This is a genomic window from Ochrobactrum sp. P6BSIII (assembly GCF_014138065.1).
Classification (GTDB): domain Bacteria; phylum Pseudomonadota; class Alphaproteobacteria; order Rhizobiales; family Rhizobiaceae; genus Brucella.
Window position 1 is genome coordinate 78,881 of sequence record NZ_JACGXB010000018.1, and the last position, 19,611, is coordinate 98,491.

A 19,611-nucleotide genomic window follows, 5' to 3' on the forward strand; every position below is an offset into this window, starting at 1 on the left:
GTCCGGTCGGGAGAAAGATGCGACATGAGCCAGGCCAATGGATCGGTTATTAAAGCCTTCCAGATATTGGACTTATTCGACGATCAACTGCTTCAGATTGGAACGAGCGATGTCGTCTCGCGCCTGAGGTTGAATACCATTACCGCGCACCGTTTTCTAAAAACCCTTGAAGCCGCCGGCGCACTCGTTGCTGTGTCGCGTGGTCAGTATCGACTGGGATACAAACTCGCCGAATTGGGCAAACGCGCGGCTGGTGCGGACAATCTGCGCAGCGCCTTGCAACCTGTTCTTGATCAGTTGACAAAGGAAGTTGGCGAAGGGACACTTGCTTCCACTTTTGACGGGGAAAGTGCGATCTGTATCGCTCGCGCTCTGCCTGATCGACCGATGTTCGTATCCATTCAGCTTGGCAGCCATCTCGAAGCCTATGCCAGCGCGCATGGCAAATTGTGGCTGGCGCATTTAAGCGACGCCGCACTTGATGCCTATCTTGACCGAGTTGAACTGAAAACACTCAACGACGGCTTTGTGCCAAGCCGGTCAGGCCTTGTCGCCGAACTCCATGAAATTAGGAAAACAGGCCTCGCCTATAATCGTGGTGAACGCGAACCTGATGTCTATGCGCTGGCTGTGCCAGTCCTCAATCCGTCCGGTAAAATGATCTGCGGCCTTTCTGTCTTCAGTTCAAAAAGCCGGATGGAACCGCTGATCGCCAATGACCTTGCCGCCAGGCTCCGTGCTGCAGCACAGAGAGTGCAGATCGCCTTCTACGGCACGGCAGCTCAAGCTAGTTGAACACACCTCAATTCCATTAAACGGGAGGATTAAATGAATATTGGACTGCTGATAGATGGCCAGGATGTCGCGGCGCTAGGCAATGCGACTTTTACCCGTATTGATCCTGTCACTGGCGATGAAGCCACTACAGCGCCCGCGGCCCGGCAGCCCGATGTCGACAAGGCCGTCCAGTCTTCGGCAACGGCCTTCATACAATGGTCCGAAGTCGGTCCGAGCGAGCGTCGAACCATCTTGCTTAAGGCGGCAGATATTCTCGAAGCGAAGATCGGTGACTTCATCGCCTGCGGCATCACCGAAACCGGGGCGACAGCCCCGTGGATTGGCTTCAACGTCGGGCTCGCCGCGAAAATCCTGCGCGAAGTCGCTGCTGCAACAACCCAAATCAAGGGTGAGATTATTCCGTCGGATAAGCCTGGAACCCTTTCCATGGCCGTACGCGAACCCGTTGGCGTCATGGTTGGAATGGCGCCGTGGAATGCCCCGGTCATTCTGGCCGTGCGCGCCTTTGCGATGCCCATCGCCTGTGGCAATACGGTCGTGCTCAAATCGTCCGAAATGTGCCCTCGCCTGCATCGAATGCTGGGCGACGTAATGATCGAAGCGGGCCTGCCAAAGGGTGTTCTCAATATTGTCAGCCACAGCGCTGAAGACGCGCCCGAAGTTGTCAACGCGCTTGTATCGCATCCCCTCGTTAAGCGCATTAACTTCACCGGTTCCACACGGGTTGGGAAAATCATCGCTCTTGAAGCTGCCAAGCACCTCAAGCCCGTGCTTCTTGAACTGGGAGGCAAGGCGCCATTGGTCGTATTGGATGACGCTGATCTGGACGGCGCCGTCAACGCGGCGATTTTCGGCGCTTTTATGAATCAGGGACAAATTTGCATGTCCACTGAACGCATTATCGTCGATGAGAAAATAGCCGATCAGTTCGTGGCCAGATTTACGACACGAGCTTCGGCTTTGCCGAGCGGCAACCCACGCGAAAAGGTGGCTCTGGGTGCCGTTGTCGCGCAAGGCACGGTTGACCGGGTGCTGGAACTCGTTGCGGATGCCCAGAAATCAGGGGCTGCCGTCACAACCGGTGGGACGGCAAATGGGACGATCATGCCGGCAACCATCGTCGATAAAGTTACACCGGCAATGCGTCTGTTCCGCGAGGAGTCATTTGGACCCGTCGTGTGCGTGATACGCGCCCGTGACGACAAGCATGCCATCGAACTGGCCAACGACACGGAATACGGCCTGTCTTCAGCGGTGTTCAGCCAGAACATAGACCGCGCGCTCAAGGTTGCGCGTAAAATCGATGCAGGCATTTGCCATATCAATGGACCAACGGTGGGAGATGAACCACAAATGCCGTTCGGCGGCGTCAAAGACAGTGGCTATGGAAGATTTGGTGGTTCTGCGGGCATAGACAGTTTCACCAATCTGCGATGGATCACGATTGAAGACCCAAAGCAGCATTATCCATTCTAACCTCTCTGTACTAAACCGGAGCCATACCAGAGGTGATATGGCTCCGGCTCCACCCCCAGTCGGAACAAAGGCACAGCACCTACCCACATCACAGCCAGCAACATTGTTCGCCAAAGGCGTCCTACCCCTCAATCAAGCCCAGGAGTGGTATTCCGATGACCAAATTGACCCGACGCAATGTGAATACTCTTATTGGCACGCTTATCGCCGGTGGCATGGCACCGAAAGGAGCCTATGCCCGCAATTACGGTAGTGGCGGTACAAAACTGGCAATGACCAATATACGCATGCTCATTGGCCAGGAGATCTCGCCGCCCGGCACTATTCTGATCGAGAATGGTGCTATTTCAGCAGTCCTGACCGAAACGGATAATACAGCATCGGTTCTGGAAAATGCTCAGGTTGTCGATTATCAGGGGCGATACCTTATCCCCGCCTTCACCTGCAACCATGCCCATGTCGGCCTTATCAAGGGTACGACGGGCGGACGACATAATTTCACGCCCGAGAACGCCTATGCGGCGCTGCGCCAATTTCAGGCTTACGGTATCGGCACTGTGGTATCGCTCGGCATGACACCAACGCCTGAGCCCACAACACGTGATAACATGCGCAACAACCCGCAATATGGCGCGTCCTTCATGACGGCAGGTGCGGGAATATATGCGCCCGATGGGCTGTCACCGCGCCCGCAGATACCGGAGGAAGCGCGGCAGGTCGTTCGCCAAATGGCGCAGCAACCCATCGATATTATTAAGCTATGGATCGATACATTCGGGGCCATTGAACCCATGAGCGAAGATTGTTTTCGCGCAGCTATTGATGAGGCACATCAATTGGGGTTTGCCGTCGCCGCACATGTCTACACGCTCGACCACGCAAAAAGACTAGTGGCTGCGGGTGCAGATATTCTTGCTCATGGCGTTCGCGACGTTGAGATTGATCAGGAATTTATCGATGCCGTTCGTGAGAGGGGCACGTGGTATATTCCAACAGTGCACATGGATGAGGCGACTTATATTTTCGCCGACCAGCCAGCGATGCTGGAAGATCCCTTCCTGCAATCGGCGTTAAGCCCGGAACTGAAAAACCAGTTTGCCGACGCAGAATGGCGAGAGAAGACGACGACCGATGAACGGGCACAAAAAGCGCGGCGCGATGTCGAAATGAATCTTCGCAATCTGGCAAAGTTGATAGAGGCTGGCGGCGTCAAATTCGGTTTTGGTGCGGATGCAGGTGCGTTCCCGGAACGTATTCCCGGCTTTGCCGAACACCGCGAACTGGAACATCTGGTCAATGCTGGCCTCTCACCCGCTCAGGCAATCGGCATCGCGACCGAACAGGCCGCAGCATTGCTGAAATTGACCGACAGGGGCAAGATCGCCAATGGAATGCGCGCCGATCTCGTCGTCCTTGATGCCAACCCTCTTGATGACATCACCAACACGCGCAAAATTCATGCGGTCTGGCAGCAAGGAGAGCTGGTCTCTCTTGGTTCACCGTAATCAACTGAGACCGCAAGCCTGTGCCAGTTTGCAGGGACAATGCATACGGTGCCTGAAACATTCAGGCCCTCTTGTTCTCATTTTTTGGGCGGTAGTTTGGCATGTCGGTCAAGCCCGATGATGATGCGCATCAGAGTGTCCAGCAGCGCCTGCCTGTCTGGTCCAACAATCTGATTAAGTGACGCATTGTGTGCTGATGCGCATGCGCGTAATTCCGACAGATACTTCTCACCGGCCGGCAACAGGCTGAGCAATCTTCCCCGCCGATCGACGGGATCGATATCGCGACGGATCATTTCCTTCTTTTCAAACTCCTGCAGGATTGGCGTAATGGTGGTCTTGTCACGGCCCACCTGACGGCTCAGTTCTGTCTGCGATATGCTCGGTTGATCATGGATGATCCGGAGCACGGCATAGTGGCCCGGGCGAAGACCTCGTTGGTCAACAATCGAGGCATAGGCGGCAAACGAGGCTTCTTGCGCCCGACGCAATATGAACGCGATGTTATCGGCGAAATCCTCGTCAGACGAATTATGGGGCATAGGCTGGTTCCGTTTCATTCCTGATATTCTCAATCTTGACGAAAAGTACCTCTTTGTCTGGTCGTTGGCTGGTCACGGGATTCAGATAAGTGGCTTTCCATCAAGTTGAGCAAAACACAAATTCCAGGGATGGGGAAACCTTAAAAGCCTTTGCCCTGATCTTAACTGTGTGCCGCCCAGCCGCGCGCGAAATTTTGCCAATCTTCGTTGCAGAATGCGGACTTATTTCAAGACCAGGAGCTTTCCAGAAGACGACCCAAATGTGCGGTTGGCCCAGTGCATATTTTGGGTAAGTCGCTTTGGATCACGCGACCTCCACTCAGCCCTTGTGTGAATGAGCATCATAGGGCATAAATTCCATATAGTTGGAGTCCAAACTAATTGTAAAGGAATATCACCAGGTCACAATCGGGAGGAAACTATGGGAAGAGGAAGCAGCATGCCTGTGGAGGTGGTGTCATGAACAACATCCATCACACAGTGGGAAGTGGAGAAGTCGACATCGGCGAGTTGCTCGATGAAGGCCCTTGGACAACCGTACAACGTATTGTGGTGTTGATCGCAGCACTATCAATCGTTCTTGATGGCTTTGACGGTCAGCTTATCGGATACGCAATCCCCGTGCTCATTCAAGAATGGGACGTTTCGCGTGCTGATTTTGCTCCGGTGGTTGCTTCTGGCCTATTTGGGATGGCTTTCGGCAGCGCTTTTGCAGGCCTTATTGCGGATCGCTTCGGAAGAAGACTGGCCGTGATTTTGTCTGTCATCACCTTTGGACTGGGAACGATGGCCATCGGTCTATCGCAGGGAATTTGGACTATTGCCCTGTTCCGGTTCATCGCCGGACTTGGCATTGGTGGGGCGCTTCCAACATCGACCACCATGACCGCTGAGTATACGCCACGCAAATACCGAACCGTTGCAGTCACCGCGACCATCGTGTGCGTTCCGCTTGGAGGCATGCTTGCGGGGATTTTCGCGTCCTGGATATTACCAACATTTGGATGGCGAACATTGTTCGTCGCAGGTGGTGGAATTTCAGTTCTCTTTTCTGCTTTGTTGATCGCCTATTTTCCAGAATCCCCACGCTGGTTATCGCGTCAGCCGACCAAAGCGAAAATTCTCGCAGATCTGCTTGCCCGGATTGAGCGCCCTGTCCCCGTCGGCGCGCGACTTGTCGACCCCACGGAGCGGATCAGCGGTAAAAGCGGGATTGGAACTTTGTTCACTGACGGCAGAGCCTTGAGTACAGTCGCTCTATGGACTGCGTTCTTCACCACGCTGTTGTCGGTGTACCTGACCTTCAGCTGGCTTCCGACATTATTGACATCGGAGGGATTGAGCCTCTCTTTGGCAGGTTCAGGTTTAACGGCCTACAATCTTGGAGGCGTGATTGGCGCACTAGCTTGTGCGGTCGCAATAAACCGGTTTGGTTCTCGCGGTCCGCTTGTAGCCTGTTCATTCGCGGCGGCGGCTACAGCGCTTTACTTGAGCCAGCTCAATGAGATGGAAGCAACAACCATATTGATCATCGGGATCGGGCTACATGGTCTGTTTGTTAACGCTGTGCAATCGACAGCATTTGCTGTCGCTGCCAATCTTTATCCGACTGAGGTCCGCGCGAGCGGAACTGCAGCAGCTCTGGTGATTGGACGCCTGGGCGCGATATCGAGCGGATTTGCCGGAGCAGCGGTCATTGCGAGTGGTGGTGCGCAAAGCTATTTTGGATTGCTGTTTATTGCGATGGCGATATCAGGATTTGCTTTTCTGATCCTGCGCAAGCATATCCCGCCCACACACCATTAACCCACAACTGTGGATGCGGGATATGCATTCTCCCGCATCCAATCATTTTTCACATGGCATTCACTACAGACACCGGCATTGTTGATTATAGGGAAAGTCCATTGCCCCGTAATCTTCGCAAAATATAGAATGTCAATGCGATCCCCAGTAACGAGAGCACTGTTGCGAGCGTGAAAAGATGGGCGTAGCCAAACTTATCGGCAAGGAAGCCAGCGACTGAAGAGCCAACGAGATAAATCAGCAGTTCGGCACAAGCGAGGATCGTGAAATCTGTGCCCGGCTGATCGGAGGACGATGCCTTCATGAACAGTGAGTAGATCGCGACCAGTTCCATATAGCGCAAAAAGGTTTGGATCGCCGACACAGTCATAGCAACCGTGACCCCCGGCCAGATTTCTGCAGCATTGAAACTGAACGCGAGGAAGCAAAGACTGCGAAATAATCCAAGCAGAACGAGCGCAGAGAAAAGCCCTGTCCAGCGGATAAGCAGCGCGGCCAAAACGGCTCCAATCAAGCCAGCACTCGCAGCGGCAGCCCCGGAAAGATAGCCTATCCATGACAACGGCAGCCCGATATCGACGAGGTAACTGCCTTCCATCCCCCTTACCATACCTTCGCTCGCCCGATAGGTCAGAGCAAAGCAAAGGATGAGCCAGGCGTTCGGCTGTTGAAAGAAACGTTTTAGGCTGGCGTGCGGCTTGTCCCGGCGCTGTTTCTGCTCACCTGTTTCATCCATCCATAACCCTGCCAGAAGCGGCAGCAGCGAAAGGCCGGCAACAATAAAAATCGTCGGACGCCAGCCGATCTTGTGGAAGAGCACAAGGGCCAACGTGCCACCCACGATCACACCAAGTGCAACTGCACCGGCCTGGATTGCATTGCCTGTGGCCCGCGTCTTGTCATTGAGATGACGGACGGCATAGCCATCGGTGGCAATGTCCTGCAAAGAAGACAGAAGCGTTATACAAAGACAGATCGCAAACAGTGCACCCGCCTGTTGAGGCTCTACGAAAGCCATACAGGCAATGCCGAAAGAAACCAGAAGCTGAGTGACAATCACCCAGCTTCGCCGATGTCCCCAGCTTGCGATGAGGGGATAACGATCCACCAACGGCGCAATCGCGAATTTTGCGATCAATGGGATCATCAGAAGATAGAAAAGCCCGATAGCCGTGCGCGAGGCACCGCTTTCGCGCATCAAGGGAGGCAACGCGACCAATAGAAGATAGGTCGGAATGCCCTGCGCGAGATAAAGCCCCCCGAGAACGGTATAAAGGCGTGCATTGGCGCCTATCTTCTGTGTCGATAATTCGTCTTGTTGCGCAATCATCAGAAGGTTTTGCTCAAAGCGAGGGCGAAAGTCCTGCCACGGCCCTTGTAGTCGAAGATTTCGTCAGGCGCGAGGGCACCATAAAGCGCCTTGGCCCGCGATCCCCACACGGTGTTGTATTCCTCGTTAAACAGGTTGTGCACGCCGAAATTCACCGTCATGTCGGCCTTTTTAACGTGATAGGAGCCAATGAGGTCAAACAGCGTGTAACCTTCGATCTTGTAGCCGGAGTTGTCTTCCAGATCGAAGATATGCTGACCCTGCAGGCGCAGATTGAGTGTTTCATTGCCCCAGCCTACATGACCGCCAAGCTTGGAAACACTGGCCGAGCCGATGGTATCCTTGACCCAGTCACCGTCTTGATCGACTTCAGTGCTTACCCACTGGCCAAGAATGCCCACATCGAAGCCATGATCGAGTTTCATACCCGCCTTACCTTCGATGCCATAAACCCGACGTTCATTATCCTCAAGCTCGACTGCAAGCGTCGTGCGATTAAGCACGATGGAACGATCGGAGGTGGAGTAGAAGCCTGCGGCCTCCAGATTATAGGTGCCGTCATCAAGACGGTAGCCGATCTCGAATGAATCGGTTTTGATCGCTTCAAGAGCGGAATTTGCAACATTTACGCCGCTCATCAACGCGTAATGGCCACCTGAGAGCGAGTAAGCACCATAACCGTAATATTTTGCCGGATCGGGAAGCTCAAAGCCCTGGCTGAAATTCGCATAGACCTGCTGTGTGTCTGTCAGACTGTAAGTAGCGCCAGCATTGAACAAGAAAGCGTCGTAATCGACCGAGCCGCCGGGAATTGAATCGGCCGAAGTCGCTGTCCCATTAAGAATAGCGATCTGTTGCGCCGCGCCAACAAAGTCGCCAACTTCCGTTTTGGTGTACTGATAGCGCACGCCGCCATTGAAGGTAAGACGATCCGTTGCTTCATAGGAGGCCTCTGCGAAGCCAGCGAAGGTGGTAACGTCAATCTTGGGATAAAGGCCCGTGACGCCTGCAGTCTGGAAATCCATCGCACCGCTCTGCAAGGCCTTGCTCATATCGAAGATGTGTTGGTTTGAAGAAAGCGAATCCCTGTCAGCATCAACACCATAGGTAATGCGCAACCCGTCAAGCGGCTCCGAGATGAGTGCGGCCTTCATGCCGTAATAATCCGTATCCTGCGCGCTGCCATAAAAGTAGGTCGAGCTTGGGAACGGATGGAAATTGATCTTTTCGCTGCGATAGAAGCCTTGCAAGAGCAACTGCTGGCCGAAAAAGTCATTGTCCGTATAAGTCGCATTAAACATGGATCGGCGCGTGCGTGGATTGAAATCCGAATTGTAGCCGTCCCGTGTTTCGATGAGGCTTGGATTGCGCAGCCCAGCGAGAAATTGCCCAAAGTAGACGCTATAATCGGATTTCTGTTCCGAATTAAAATATTGTCCGCTCACCTCCAGCCGTCTATCCGGGTCAAACTGGAAGCCCGCACTGCCCATAAGATCGATGCGCCGGTTAAAAGCGGTCGAGGTTTGGGTAATATCTGGCACGACCATTGTGCCGTCAGCGTCGTAAAACGCGCCGCTGCGATTGCCCGCGAGCGACAAGCGGGCGTCCCATGCCTCGCTATTATACGTGACAGCAGCAGCGCCGTTGCGATCCAAGTCATTGCCAGCGCGGAACCCGCTTTCTATGCCAGCCGTAACTTCGCCATGCAAACCGTCCGGCGCGTTCTTACCTTTCTTGGTGATAATATTGATGATACCGCCGGTGGCATTGCCGCCATAGAGTGAAGTCGCACCAGAAAGAACTTCAATCCGCTCAATGTTGAATGGGTCGATAGAATCAAACTGACGGCTCAGTCCACGGGCGGAGTTCATCGATATTCCGTCGATGAGCACCAAAGCGGTGCGTCCGCGCAGGTTTTGCCCATACGAAGTACGAGCCCCTTGGCTGGCCGGATCAAAACTCGGTATTTCCTGCGCCAGAATCTGCTGAATGGTTTCGCCGGAACGTGCGCGCATCTGGATCTGCTGCGCGTCAACGACATAGACAGTGCGAGCCGTCTCTGAAATCTGTTGCCCACCGCGACTACCCGTAATCGTGATGGCGTTCAGTACCGTTCCTTTATTGGTCTCGGCATCTACTTCGGTCGCGGTCTGCGCCAATGCCTGTGCGGCAACGCTGCCGGTCGCAACCAGAGCGGCAACCGAAATCCCGAGATATTTGTTATGCATGAATTTCTCCAAGGACATAAGCGACACGATTTCCGCCAACTATCCAGTATTTTATAAACAGGACTATTCTCGTCATGTTTAATTTATTAAAAGACAGATAGCTTGGAGATGAGCGAACCGGAAATGGATTGAAGCGAACCTTGAAGGGCTTTTGCATTGAATACGATGGGAAGCGTTAAACCGGTAAAATTTGGCAGCACGGCTTCAAGGGCGACAGATGGGCTAAAGCCGTGCCTCAAGATATTGCGAGACATGATGGGCATGCCATCTGTATTGCCGGCGCGGGGTGATCTGTCACAGGTACGCGGACTATTTTGGAACCATGCGTTACTGGTGCTGACCACGATTTATTTTCCGCTGGTCCGCACACGTCTGTCGGCACCCGGTTCTCGGGATGCGGGCATCGTAATTTTGCGCGCAATGAGTGGCCCGGTACACGTGGAGCAAGGACAGACCCGGCTCGATCTCGCAAAAGGCGAAGCCATTTTCATGCCATCGGATGTGCCGCTCTCGCTAATCCTTCCCGATGGTGGGCGTCTGGACTGCGCTTATCTGCCATCGGCAGCGATCTCCAAGATGAAAGCAGAAGTTTCAAATTTGTTTTGGCAACCACTTCCTATCACCTATTTACCTTTTCAATTGCTGGTAACCTATGCAGGTTATCTTTTGCAGCAAGACTATCAGACGGAAAGTGATGCCGAGATTATGGTCAATCACTTTTATGAATTGCTACCCATATTGGTAGCAAATTTGCAGGCACGGAATACAAAGCAGACCCTGACCGGACGAATGGGAGCTATAAAAGACCGGATTGACGCCCGGGTCGTAGATGCTGGCTTCTCGATAATGGAGCTAGCCCAGTCCGAGGGGATAACTCCCCGTGCTATCCAAAAGCTATTTAAAAGAGAGAACACGACATTCTCGCGTTATCTGCTTGAGCGCAGGCTTGATATGGCACGGTCTGCGATACTGCATGGGGATGTATCCGCCATAGCGAAGATTGCATATGGTTCAGGATTTGACGACCCAGCCTATTTCAGCAGAGTGTTTCGCAATTTTTACGGCGTCAGCCCGTCTGCCTTGAGGCGTCAAATCGCTCGCAGCATATCGGGGTGACGATTAAACGGTCGCAACCCCACCCTTGCGTTTGTTCAGAGACATGGCTGCGTTTGAGTTCAAACCAGCCATGTCTTCGTTCCGAGCGCATTCGCTACAATCGTTGCTGTACGAATGCGGACACTCCAGCTTGGACTCCATACTCGCTCGCATTTGCTTGTATGTATGTCCAGTCTGGAGTTAGCCCTTAGTAATGGACCGACAGTGAGTCGATCAGTGTAGCCTTGGGTGGGGCGAACTTTGTCAGATTTATTCCCTCAACGGCGGAACGATATTCTTCCACGCTAGGCGTACGGCCAAGGATCGCCGACAACACTACCAGAGGGGTGGAAGCGAGAAGCGATTCACCCTTCTTTTCAGCCGTATCTTCAACGACGCGGCCCTGGAAGAGGCGCGTAGAGGTCGCGAGAACCGTATCGCCCTTTTCGGCCTTTTCCTGGTTGCCCATGCAGAGGTTGCAGCCCGGACGCTCGAGATAGAGAATGTTCTCGTATTCGGTGCGGTTTGCCGTTTTCGGCTTCAGATCATCGAATTCAAAGCCCGAATACTTCTGCAGGATTTCCCAATCACCTTCGGCCTTCAGCTCGTCGATGATGTTGTAGGTCGGAGCAGCAACAACAAGCGGTGCCTTGAATTCGACCTTGCCCTGTTCCTTTTCGAGATTCTTGAGCATCTGGGCAACGATCTTGATGTCGCCCTTATGGACCATGCACGAACCAACGAAGCCGAGGTCCACCTTCTTGGTGCCGCCGTAGTAGGAAACCGGACGGATCGTATCGTGGGTATAGCGGCGCGAAACGTCGGCATTATTGACGTCCGGGTCAGCGATCATCGGTTCATTAATCAGGTCCAGATCGACGACGACCTCTGCAAAATACTTCGCATTATCGTCAGGCTTCAAGGCTGGCTTTTCGCCCGAACGGATTTCCGCAATGCGGGTATCCGCCTTATCGATCAGGCCCTGCAATGTGCGGGCAGCATTATCCATACCCTTGTCGATCATGATCTGGATACGCGACTTGGCGATTTCCAACGACTCGATCAACGTCTCATCCTCGGAGATACAGATCGACGCCTTGGCCTTCATTTCGGCCGTCCAGTCGGTGAAGGTGAAGGCCTGATCGGCAAGCAGTGTGCCGATATGCACTTCGATAATGCGGCCCTGGAAGACGTTGTCTCCATGCTGCTTGAGCATCTGCGCCTGCGTGGCATGAACCACATCGCGGAAATCCATATAGGGCTGCATCGTGCCCTTGAAGGTGACCTTGACCGACTGAGGAATCGGCATGGTCGCTTCGCCGGTGGCAAGCGCCAGCGCTACGGTGCCCGAGTCTGCGCCAAAGGCGACGCCCTTCGACATGCGGGTATGGCTGTCACCGCCGATAATAATCGCCCAGTCATCCACGGTGATGTCATTCAGCACCTTGTGGATGACGTCCGTCATCGAATGATAGACGCCCTTCGGGTCACGCGCGGTGATAACGCCGAAATTGTTCATGAAAGACATCAGCTTAGGGATGTTGACCTGAGCCTTCTTGTCCCAGACAGACGCCGTATGACAGCCCGACTGATAAGCGCCGTCCACAAGTGGCGAGATGGTCGTAGCCGCCATCGCCTCAAGCTCTTGCGCGGTCATCAGACCGGTCGTGTCTTGCGAACCAACGATGTTGACCGTCACGCGCACGTCGGAACCGGCGTGCAATACCTTGCCAGGCGTTACGCCAACGGCGTTGCGATTGAAGATCTTCTCGACAGCCGTCAGTCCCTGACCTTCAACCGAGAGTTCCTTGTTCGGAGCAAAAACCGGCGTTGCCTCGACACCAAGCGTCTGGGCCGCAAATGTCTGCAGCTTCTTGCCGAAGACGATAGCATAGGAGCTGCCCGCCTTCATGAATTCCATCTTCTGCGGCGTGAACGAGGAAGCGACATCGACCAGCTCGTTTCCAGCTTCGTCGCGCAGCTTCTTGTTCTTGGCGTCGATCTTCAGAACGGTACCGGTTTCAACCGAGAACTTCTGTTCCAGGATCGGGTTGCCGTCATTATTGAGGATCGGCTTGCCGTTTTCGTCGAGCTTCTTGACCCAGTTCTTAAGATTGATGCCGATGCCGCCGGTGACGTCGACGGTGGTCGCGAAGATCGGCGAAATGCCGTTGGTGCCCGCGACAACAGGAGCGAAGTTGACGAAAGGCACATAGGGGCTGGCCTGTTTGCCGGTCCACAGTGCCACGTTGTTCACACCGGACATGCGCGACGAGCCGACGCCCATCGTGCCTTTTTCGGCGATCATCATCACACGCTTGTCAGGATGCTGCTTCTGAAGCGCTACAATTTCCTGCTGCGCTTCAGGCGTGATCATGCACTGACCATGAAGCTGACGGTCGGAGCGCGAATGTGCCTGGTTGCCCGGAGAAAGAAGGTCGGTCGAGATATCGCCTTCTGCGGCGATGAAAGTCACGACCTTGATTTCGTCTTCAACGTCCGGAAGCTTCGTGAAAAACTCTGCCTTGGCATAGCTTTCGAGAACGTCCTTGGCGACGGCATTGCCAGCCTTATAGGCATCGCGCAGGCGGAACATGTCAGCATCGTACAGGAAGACCTGGGTCTTCAAAATCTCGCCGGCCTTCACGGCAATCGCGGCATTGTCGCCAAGCGTGATGTCGAGCAGCACTTCGACCGAAGGCCCGCCCTTCATGTGCGACAGAAGCTCGAGGGCAAATTCGGGTGTGATTTCAGGAACGGCGGTTTCACCGAGCACGATTTTCTTCAGAAACGCAGCCTTGGCGCCAGCAGCGCTCGTCGTGCCCGGCAGCGTGTTGTAGATGAAGAAATGCAGGGCATCTTTCCGATATTCGCTGCCAGCGTCCTCAATCAGCGCGATGATTTCACTGGTTAGCCTGCCATCGTCAATCGGCTTGGGAGCAAGCCCTTGATTTTTTCTGCTTTCGATTTCAGCCAAGTAATCCAGATAAAGATTCATCGCAATTCCAACATCATGAGGCTTGAGGTGCCGAAATGCACCGCTACTGAACGATATTTCTAATCGACCGGGGTTTGAGTACGCCAACACGGGCCGCATGACAAGATACTGAATTTCAATAAAACTAGTGTTTATTAGTCAAGTTTTATCGACTAAAACGAGATCAGACGTTCTCTATTGGACTGGATTCATGGAAACCGAAGAATTCACCCCACTTGGCTTTTCTGATCTGACCAGTGACGAAGCATTTATTGTATCCGCTTTTAGATACTGGCAATCTTCCGGCTCGACGTCGACGGAAGCAGAAAGTAACTTGGCCGACATGCTGAAATATGATCGGCTGCACAACGGTCTCTTTTTGTTGTTCGACCTATTCAGAATGCTTCCAGACCAATATAGCCGACACCAGACGACCGACAGCGCCCTTTTGACATCGGTTGAGGAGGACTTGCTGGAGGAAATCGGTTCCTTTAACGCCAAGTCGAAGCGATGCGTCCAAGCGTTTCAGCAAGTCATGGAACAAGCAGGTACAACTGTTCGGCCCCCGTCGGAGATTCCACGTTCCGGTTACGACCAGCTTGTAGAGATTATTGATCGAAAAGCGGCGAAGGTATTCGACGCACTTTACCCAGGCTATCTTGCGAACTGAATGCAAAAACAGGAGCGCCCCCGCCCCCGACAAGGACGATATACGGCCTCAATTCTTCGTGATTCAGCGCCCACGCTGAACTGATATTCAGTCATCGGGCAAATTTCAGCTTGGCCGCGGACCCGTATAGCGGGATTGCGGTCTGATAAGCCTTCCTGTGCGTTCCTGCTCCAGTACATGCGCAGTCCATCCCGCCATACGACCGGCAGCGAACACATTGGTAAAACTGTCGCGCGGGAAACCAACCGTTTCGAGCACCAGTGCAGTATAAAACTCCACATTGGTTTGCAAAGGACGAAGCGGCTTTTTCTCCTTCAGAAGAGCCAATGCGGCCTCCTCCACTTTGCTCGCGAAAGAAATGCGCGCGGAGCCATCGTTCAGGATAGACAGAGCCCCCTTCAAGACGTCGGCTCGCGGGTCACGAACCCGGTAAATGTGGTGGCCGAAGCCCATCAGGCGCTCCCCGCGAGCCAGCGCATCCTGCAACCACGGCTCGATATTTGCATCGGTTCCAATCGCATCCAGCATATCAAGCACCGGGCCCGGTGCTCCGCCATGGAGCGGTCCCTTCAAAGCGCAGAGCGCACCGACAACTGACGAAAATAGCCCGGCTTCCGTCGAGGCAACCACACGGGCAGTGAAAGTGGAGGCATTGAGCCCGTGATCGGCAACCGTAGTCATGTAAGTATCGAGCGCCCGTACCTTCTCCGGCGAAGGCCGCACACCGGAGAGCATCCGCAGGAAATCTGCCGAATGGGCGAGTGAGCCATCAGGCGCAATCGGCGCAAGTCCCTGTTTGTTGCGAATGATTGCTGTGGCAAAGACCGGGACGGCTGCAACAGCAATAATGTGATGTGGTCTTTTTTCATCATCCGGCAGTGACGATAGGAGAAGGCGAAGTGCCTCCACGGCAGAGAGGTGCGAAAGAGCTGGAAGCAAAGGCTGCATCAGTTCAAAGACGCGTTGCCGCGCTATTCCCAGTTGGTCGCGAATGTCCCGTGCAGTGACGATTGGCGAGGTTTGCTCCTTCCAAAGCAATTCCAACACCTGCTCGAAGGACCAGTCAGCCAGTTCCGCCAGGTGATGGCCTCGGATGACCAGTTCGCCTGCCTGTCCGTCCACATGGCTCAGCATGGTTTCCGCCGCGACAACATCATCAAGGCCTGGAGCCGAAGTCTGGCGAACAATAGCAGGGGTTGCGGACATGTCATTCTCCTCGTTTCAACGCGAATACAGTTGAGGATGCCGCCGTGTATATATATGGTCAATCTTGATTCATATAATCAATACGAGATCAGAATGCAGTATCCCGACAAGTTCATGACTGCTGATCGTGCTTCAGCCGAGCTTGGTATCAGCCGAGCAACACTTTATGCCTATGTGAGCCGCGGGCTGATCCGCACAAGCAGTGCTTCGGATGACCCTCGCCGCAAACTCTACAGCGCACATGACATTGAGCTGCTGAAGAAAAGGAAGGCCGTTGGACGGCGTCCGGGACGGGTAGCTGCCAACGCGCTTGATTGGGGACTGCCTGTTCTGGAGTCGGCCATTACCGAAATCGCGGAAGGCGCCTTGCGCTATCGCGGTCATAGCGCTCTTGATCTGTCCCAAAAAGCGACCTTGGAAGAGGTGGCGTGTTTGCTATGGAATTGCAGCGAAGCGGATCCATTTACCGATCCGAAGGCTTCTCCTCCGTCATGGCCACAGTCGGTTTTAGACCTCGCCAGAAATCTGCCGCTGACAGAACGATGTCAGACACTTCTTCCCCTTGTGGAAGCCGGTCGCCTTACCGCATGGCGGCGCGACAACCGGCGTCTATGGTCTGGCGCTGCGGTCATATTGCGGGCTGTCGCCGGAGCCTGCACCTCAAGCCAGCCGAATACCCAGCCGGCTCACCTGTTTCTCGCCAATGCCTGGCAAACGGATGCTCTGGGTGCTGATCTGATCCGTCGCGCACTGGTTCTACAAGCAGATCACGAGCTTAATGCATCGGCATTTGCCGTGCGGGTTGTTGCTTCAACGGGCGCTTCTCTGGGGGCATGCCTGAATGCAGGGCTTTCTGCGCTGAGTGGTCCCTTGCATGGTGGTATGACCAGCCTTGTTGAGCTGCTATTCGATGAATTGGATCAGAATAGCGACATAGAACGGGTAATCGAAGAACGTTTGCGTCGGGGTGAAACCATTCCCGGCTTTCATCATCCGCTCTATCCGGATGGTGATCCACGCGCAACAGGCCTGCTCCCCCATCTTCCGCCGAATGCACGGCGTGACGAACTTCTGCAAGTAATGAATGACACCGCCGGGCAATTGCCCACCTGTGATGTGGCACTGGTGAGCCTACGGCGAAGTCTCAATTTGCCTCGCGGCTCCGCATTGGCAATTTTTGCCATTGCTCGCACTGTTGGCTGGATAGCTCATGCCCTGGAACAGAAGCTGGACGACAAACTCATCAGGCCCCGCGCGCGCTATGTCGGACAATAAAGGCGGAGAAGATTAGACCAGCATCCGTCCCAGTTCCGGGAGCAAGCATTCCACCTCTATGCCCAGTGTCAACTGTTCAGCAAACACACTGGTTGCTAACAATCATTTTGTTTCAGCACCATCGTCCATCAAAGTTTTAGTGTGCCAGCAAGCTATCGGCAAATCGGGTGGCTATGCGACGTCTATACTGTGCGGGCGTGCAACCAAGCACGCGTCGGAAGACTGTACAGAAAGCCGCCTCTGACAAATACCCGACGGAGAACCCAATGTTTCTTACATTGGTCTCCGTGGATTGGAGTAAATCCGCAGCAAGCTGCATTCGCCAGCTCGTAAGATAATCAAGCGGAGTTTGACCGACCACTTCGCGAAAGCGTACGGCAAAAGTCGTTCTGGACATGTTGGCAATCCCGGCAAGCTCTGCAACCGTCCAACGGCTTGCAGGCTCGGCATGCATGGCAGCAATCGCACGGTAGAGCCGTTTATCGGCGAGCGCTCCCAGCCAACCGTTATGTTCATCTGAAGAATCCAGCCAGAGCCGCAATACTTGCAAGAGCATGATATGGGCCAGGTGCTCGGTCATCAGCGCACTGCCAGGCGAGTTCTGGGCCAATTCCAACACGAGCTGTTCAAGTGACCATCTAAGTACATCGGCCGGTCTGGACGACCCGCGAATGTGGATTACCGCCGGCAAAGATGCAAATAGCTGATCAAAGCGCTCTTTCTCAAAAGTGAAGCGTCCGCCGATCAGAGAAAAATCACCGCCACCATTATATGTGGCCACCCCATTTTCAGCACCGTCATAAATCGACGCCGCCTCAATCGCTGGCAGTCCGAGCTTGTTTGTCGCAACAACGGGATAGCCGCGTGTAAGCAGCACACAATCTCCGGCCTCAATCCAACGTGGCTCCACCTCACCCTCGACAGTAAGCCAGCAGCAGCCTTTCATTGCCGCGTTAAATTTTATGCCTTCATGGGCGGGAAAACTGATTGCCCAGTCTCCACCCGCCTCAAGGCCCACGCTCAGCGTGCCTTTGGGCTTCAGTAAAGAAAGCGCATTGGAGAGAGGGTCCATACCTGAAATCCGAACGATCTAGTAACAAACCAGTACTTCTTAACATGGATTGTTCATACCGCACCTCTTATTTTTGTACCAGCCATTCAGGGCAAGCAACATCTATTGGAGAGCAAACATGACGGATCACCAAAAACCGCTTCATTCCGGCTTCAACGCAGACAGTTCAACAATGGATGTCATTTCTGGCGTTGACCTCTCGGGCAAGCGTGCAATCGTGACCGGAGGACACTCGGGTCTTGGCCTCGAAACAACCATAGCCCTATCGAAAGCTGGCGCGGCTGTGACCGTTGCATCCCGCAACGTCAAGGAAGCACGCACTGCGACCAGTAACATTCCGAAAGTCACGGTTGAACAACTCGATCTGTCGGACTTGCAGAGCGTCCAGGCCTTTGCTGAAAAAGTCCTCAAGGACAGCGAGCATATCGATATTCTCATCAACAATGCTGGCGTCATGGCTGCGCCCGAGACACGGGTTGGACAGAACTGGGAAATGCAGTTCGCAACCAACCACCTTGGCCATTTTGCGCTGGCAAACCACCTGTGGCCGGTCTTATCCGGCGGTGCACGCGTCATTCGGTCTCTTCAGCCGGGCATCACTTCTCGCCGATCCGATGGTATGACCTTAATTTCACAGATGGTTATGATAAATGGATTGCGTATGGTCAGTCCAAGACGGCCAATGCACTTTTTGCTTTGGAGCTAGATAATCTTGGACGCGAAGAAGGCGTTCGAGCCTTTTCGCTGCATCCCGGAAATATTGTTACCCCACTGCAACGACATCTGACGATGGAAGAAATGCTCGCAGCTGGCTGGATCGATGCCGATGGAAATCCACTTATTCCACTCAAGTCACCCGAACAAGGTGCCGCGACGGCTGTCTGGGCAGCAACAACACCGCAACTTGACGGTCTTGGTGGCCTTTATTGTGAAGATTGTGACGTGGCCATTCGCGCCAATGATACGACGCCACCTTTGGTAGGCGTGAAAGCCTATGCGACCGACACGGACGAGGCGAAACGTCTTTGGAGAGTCTCAGCCGAGCACACAGGTGTTGACGCTTTTGCAAAGGGCTAGCGCAGTTTGTGTCAGCTTACGCGCTGAACACAAACAAGAACCCTAAACATAAGATCATTGCGGCACGTGGTAGAGCGGCGCGATGGATCGGCACCAGACCTATCCCTGAACCAGAAGCCAAACAAGCTTCGATAGCGCACGTGTGCCTGCATTTCATTCTAGCCGCCCAAAACAGTCACCCCGACGCGAAACCCGAAACCGGAAACACAGATGAAAGAAAGAAACATTGCGATATCCAGTATGTTCTTCATGCTGGGACTATGCTTTGGCAGCTGGAGTTCTCGTATTGCATCGGTCAGAGACGCGCTTTCGATGTCGGATAGTATGCTTGGAAGCGTGCTCTTCGCATTGACGATAGGCTTGTTGATCTCGCTGCCGGTATCAGGATGGGCTATTGCAAGGATTGGGAGCAGGCTTGTCGGCGTAGCGACGATCATTATGATCGCTGTCCTGCTTTCGGCTAGGCCGTGCACTCATAAATAGGCTAGCTATTTGAATGGATTAGTTATTGAAAGGCCTCGGATTTGGAGGTCTTTGATGTCACGTCGCCGCTA

The 19,611-nt window shown here is 53.9% G+C and carries 14 protein-coding genes and 1 pseudogene; 8 read left to right on the forward strand and 7 right to left on the reverse strand.

Features of this window, described 5'->3' with window-relative positions; translation table 11 throughout:
- Positions 1-24 precede the first annotated feature (24 nt).
- The 3 genes from FHW00_RS20855 to FHW00_RS20865 all read left to right on the forward strand — a co-directional run bounded on the left by FHW00_RS20855 (position 25) and on the right by FHW00_RS20865 (position 3,779).
- Positions 25-795 (forward strand): IclR family transcriptional regulator, encoded by a 771-nt coding sequence (locus FHW00_RS20855; RefSeq protein WP_176168353.1) that lies wholly within the window; start codon positions 25-27, stop codon positions 793-795.
- Positions 796-828: 33 nt separating this feature from the next.
- Positions 829-2,274, forward strand: coding sequence for an aldehyde dehydrogenase (locus tag FHW00_RS20860; protein ID WP_078340082.1), 1,446 nt, complete (start codon positions 829-831; stop codon positions 2,272-2,274).
- Positions 2,275-2,429: 155 nt separating this feature from the next.
- The gene (locus FHW00_RS20865) at positions 2,430-3,779 is read left to right on the forward strand and encodes an amidohydrolase family protein (protein ID WP_078340081.1); all 1,350 of its coding nucleotides are present in this window, start codon (positions 2,430-2,432) and stop codon (positions 3,777-3,779) included.
- Between the two features lie 77 nt (positions 3,780-3,856).
- Here FHW00_RS20865 and FHW00_RS20870 read toward each other — a convergent pair whose 3' ends face one another.
- Positions 3,857-4,321: a MarR family winged helix-turn-helix transcriptional regulator gene (locus FHW00_RS20870; RefSeq protein WP_078340080.1), complete on the reverse strand. Its 465-nt coding sequence runs from the start codon at positions 4,319-4,321 to the stop codon at positions 3,857-3,859.
- A 459-nt stretch (positions 4,322-4,780) separates the two neighbouring features.
- Between FHW00_RS20870 and FHW00_RS20875 the strand changes: the two genes are divergently transcribed.
- A complete protein-coding gene (locus FHW00_RS20875; RefSeq protein WP_078340079.1) occupies positions 4,781-6,127 on the forward strand; it encodes an MFS transporter in 1,347 nt (448 codons plus the stop codon).
- An 85-nt stretch (positions 6,128-6,212) separates the two neighbouring features.
- Here the strand turns inward: FHW00_RS20875 and FHW00_RS20880 are convergent, their stop codons facing one another.
- Together FHW00_RS20880 and FHW00_RS20885 are read right to left on the reverse strand one after the other, a co-directional pair.
- Positions 6,213-7,457, reverse strand: coding sequence for a RhtX/FptX family siderophore transporter (locus FHW00_RS20880; RefSeq protein ID WP_078340078.1), 1,245 nt, complete (start codon positions 7,455-7,457; stop codon positions 6,213-6,215).
- On the reverse strand, positions 7,457-9,685 hold the full coding sequence (locus FHW00_RS20885) for a TonB-dependent receptor (protein ID WP_078340077.1): 2,229 nt from the start codon (positions 9,683-9,685) through the stop codon (positions 7,457-7,459). Before FHW00_RS20885 ends, FHW00_RS20880 begins: the two co-directional genes overlap by 1 nt.
- Before the next feature lie 252 nt (positions 9,686-9,937).
- Here FHW00_RS20885 and FHW00_RS20890 point away from each other — a divergent pair, with 252 nt between their 5' ends.
- The gene (locus tag FHW00_RS20890) at positions 9,938-10,801 is read left to right on the forward strand and encodes a helix-turn-helix transcriptional regulator (RefSeq protein ID WP_445557969.1); all 864 of its coding nucleotides are present in this window, start codon (positions 9,938-9,940) and stop codon (positions 10,799-10,801) included.
- A gap of 187 nt (positions 10,802-10,988) precedes the next feature.
- Here FHW00_RS20890 and FHW00_RS20895 read toward each other — a convergent pair whose 3' ends face one another.
- The gene (locus tag FHW00_RS20895) at positions 10,989-13,778 is read right to left on the reverse strand and encodes a bifunctional aconitate hydratase 2/2-methylisocitrate dehydratase (RefSeq protein ID WP_078340075.1); all 2,790 of its coding nucleotides are present in this window, start codon (positions 13,776-13,778) and stop codon (positions 10,989-10,991) included.
- Positions 13,779-13,968: 190 nt separating this feature from the next.
- On the opposite strand from FHW00_RS20895, the gene FHW00_RS20900 reads away from it, so the two are divergent.
- Positions 13,969-14,427, forward strand: coding sequence for a hypothetical protein (locus FHW00_RS20900; protein ID WP_078340074.1), 459 nt, complete (start codon positions 13,969-13,971; stop codon positions 14,425-14,427).
- Positions 14,428-14,532: 105 nt separating this feature from the next.
- Here the strand turns inward: FHW00_RS20900 and FHW00_RS20905 are convergent, their stop codons facing one another.
- Positions 14,533-15,633 (reverse strand): citrate synthase/methylcitrate synthase, encoded by a 1,101-nt coding sequence (locus FHW00_RS20905; protein WP_182514693.1) that lies wholly within the window; start codon positions 15,631-15,633, stop codon positions 14,533-14,535.
- 93 nt (positions 15,634-15,726) lie between these two features.
- Here FHW00_RS20905 and FHW00_RS20910 point away from each other — a divergent pair, with 93 nt between their 5' ends.
- Positions 15,727-16,908 carry a citrate/2-methylcitrate synthase gene (locus FHW00_RS20910; RefSeq protein WP_445557968.1) on the forward strand — a complete coding sequence of 394 codons (1,182 nt, stop codon included), beginning with the start codon at positions 15,727-15,729 and terminating at the stop codon, positions 16,906-16,908.
- Positions 16,909-17,044: 136 nt separating this feature from the next.
- Here FHW00_RS20910 and FHW00_RS20915 read toward each other — a convergent pair whose 3' ends face one another.
- Positions 17,045-17,980, reverse strand: coding sequence for an AraC family transcriptional regulator (locus tag FHW00_RS20915; RefSeq protein WP_078340072.1), 936 nt, complete (start codon positions 17,978-17,980; stop codon positions 17,045-17,047).
- A 118-nt stretch (positions 17,981-18,098) separates the two neighbouring features.
- Here FHW00_RS20915 and FHW00_RS20920 point away from each other — a divergent pair.
- Positions 18,099-19,057: pseudogene (locus tag FHW00_RS20920) on the forward strand (oxidoreductase).
- Between the two features lie 158 nt (positions 19,058-19,215).
- On the opposite strand, the gene FHW00_RS20925 reads toward FHW00_RS20920, so the two are convergent.
- A complete protein-coding gene (locus tag FHW00_RS20925; RefSeq protein ID WP_078340071.1) occupies positions 19,216-19,494 on the reverse strand; it encodes a hypothetical protein in 279 nt (92 codons plus the stop codon).
- Between the last annotated feature and the right edge of the window lie 117 nt (positions 19,495-19,611).

Excerpts from the sequence above, each read along its gene's own strand:
- FHW00_RS20855 (WP_176168353.1), top strand. The coding sequence starts at position 25 with ATGAGCCAGGCCAATGGATCGGTTATTAAAGCCTTCCAGATATTGGAC.
- FHW00_RS20860 (WP_078340082.1), top strand. The coding sequence starts at position 829 with ATGAATATTGGACTGCTGATAGATGGCCAGGATGTCGCGGCGCTAGGC.
- FHW00_RS20865 (WP_078340081.1), top strand. The coding sequence starts at position 2,430 with ATGACCAAATTGACCCGACGCAATGTGAATACTCTTATTGGCACGCTT.
- FHW00_RS20870 (WP_078340080.1), bottom strand. The coding sequence starts at position 4,321 with ATGCCCCATAATTCGTCTGACGAGGATTTCGCCGATAACATCGCGTTC.
- FHW00_RS20875 (WP_078340079.1), top strand. The coding sequence starts at position 4,781 with ATGAACAACATCCATCACACAGTGGGAAGTGGAGAAGTCGACATCGGC.
- FHW00_RS20880 (WP_078340078.1), bottom strand. The coding sequence starts at position 7,457 with ATGATTGCGCAACAAGACGAATTATCGACACAGAAGATAGGCGCCAAT.
- FHW00_RS20885 (WP_078340077.1), bottom strand. The coding sequence starts at position 9,685 with ATGCATAACAAATATCTCGGGATTTCGGTTGCCGCTCTGGTTGCGACC.
- FHW00_RS20890 (WP_445557969.1), top strand. The coding sequence starts at position 9,938 with ATGATGGGCATGCCATCTGTATTGCCGGCGCGGGGTGATCTGTCACAG.
- FHW00_RS20895 (WP_078340075.1), bottom strand. The coding sequence starts at position 13,778 with ATGAATCTTTATCTGGATTACTTGGCTGAAATCGAAAGCAGAAAAAAT.
- FHW00_RS20900 (WP_078340074.1), top strand. The coding sequence starts at position 13,969 with ATGGAAACCGAAGAATTCACCCCACTTGGCTTTTCTGATCTGACCAGT.
- FHW00_RS20905 (WP_182514693.1), bottom strand. The coding sequence starts at position 15,633 with ATGTCCGCAACCCCTGCTATTGTTCGCCAGACTTCGGCTCCAGGCCTT.
- FHW00_RS20910 (WP_445557968.1), top strand. The coding sequence starts at position 15,727 with ATGCAGTATCCCGACAAGTTCATGACTGCTGATCGTGCTTCAGCCGAG.
- FHW00_RS20915 (WP_078340072.1), bottom strand. The coding sequence starts at position 17,980 with ATGGACCCTCTCTCCAATGCGCTTTCTTTACTGAAGCCCAAAGGCACG.
- FHW00_RS20925 (WP_078340071.1), bottom strand. The coding sequence starts at position 19,494 with ATGATCGTCGCTACGCCGACAAGCCTGCTCCCAATCCTTGCAATAGCC.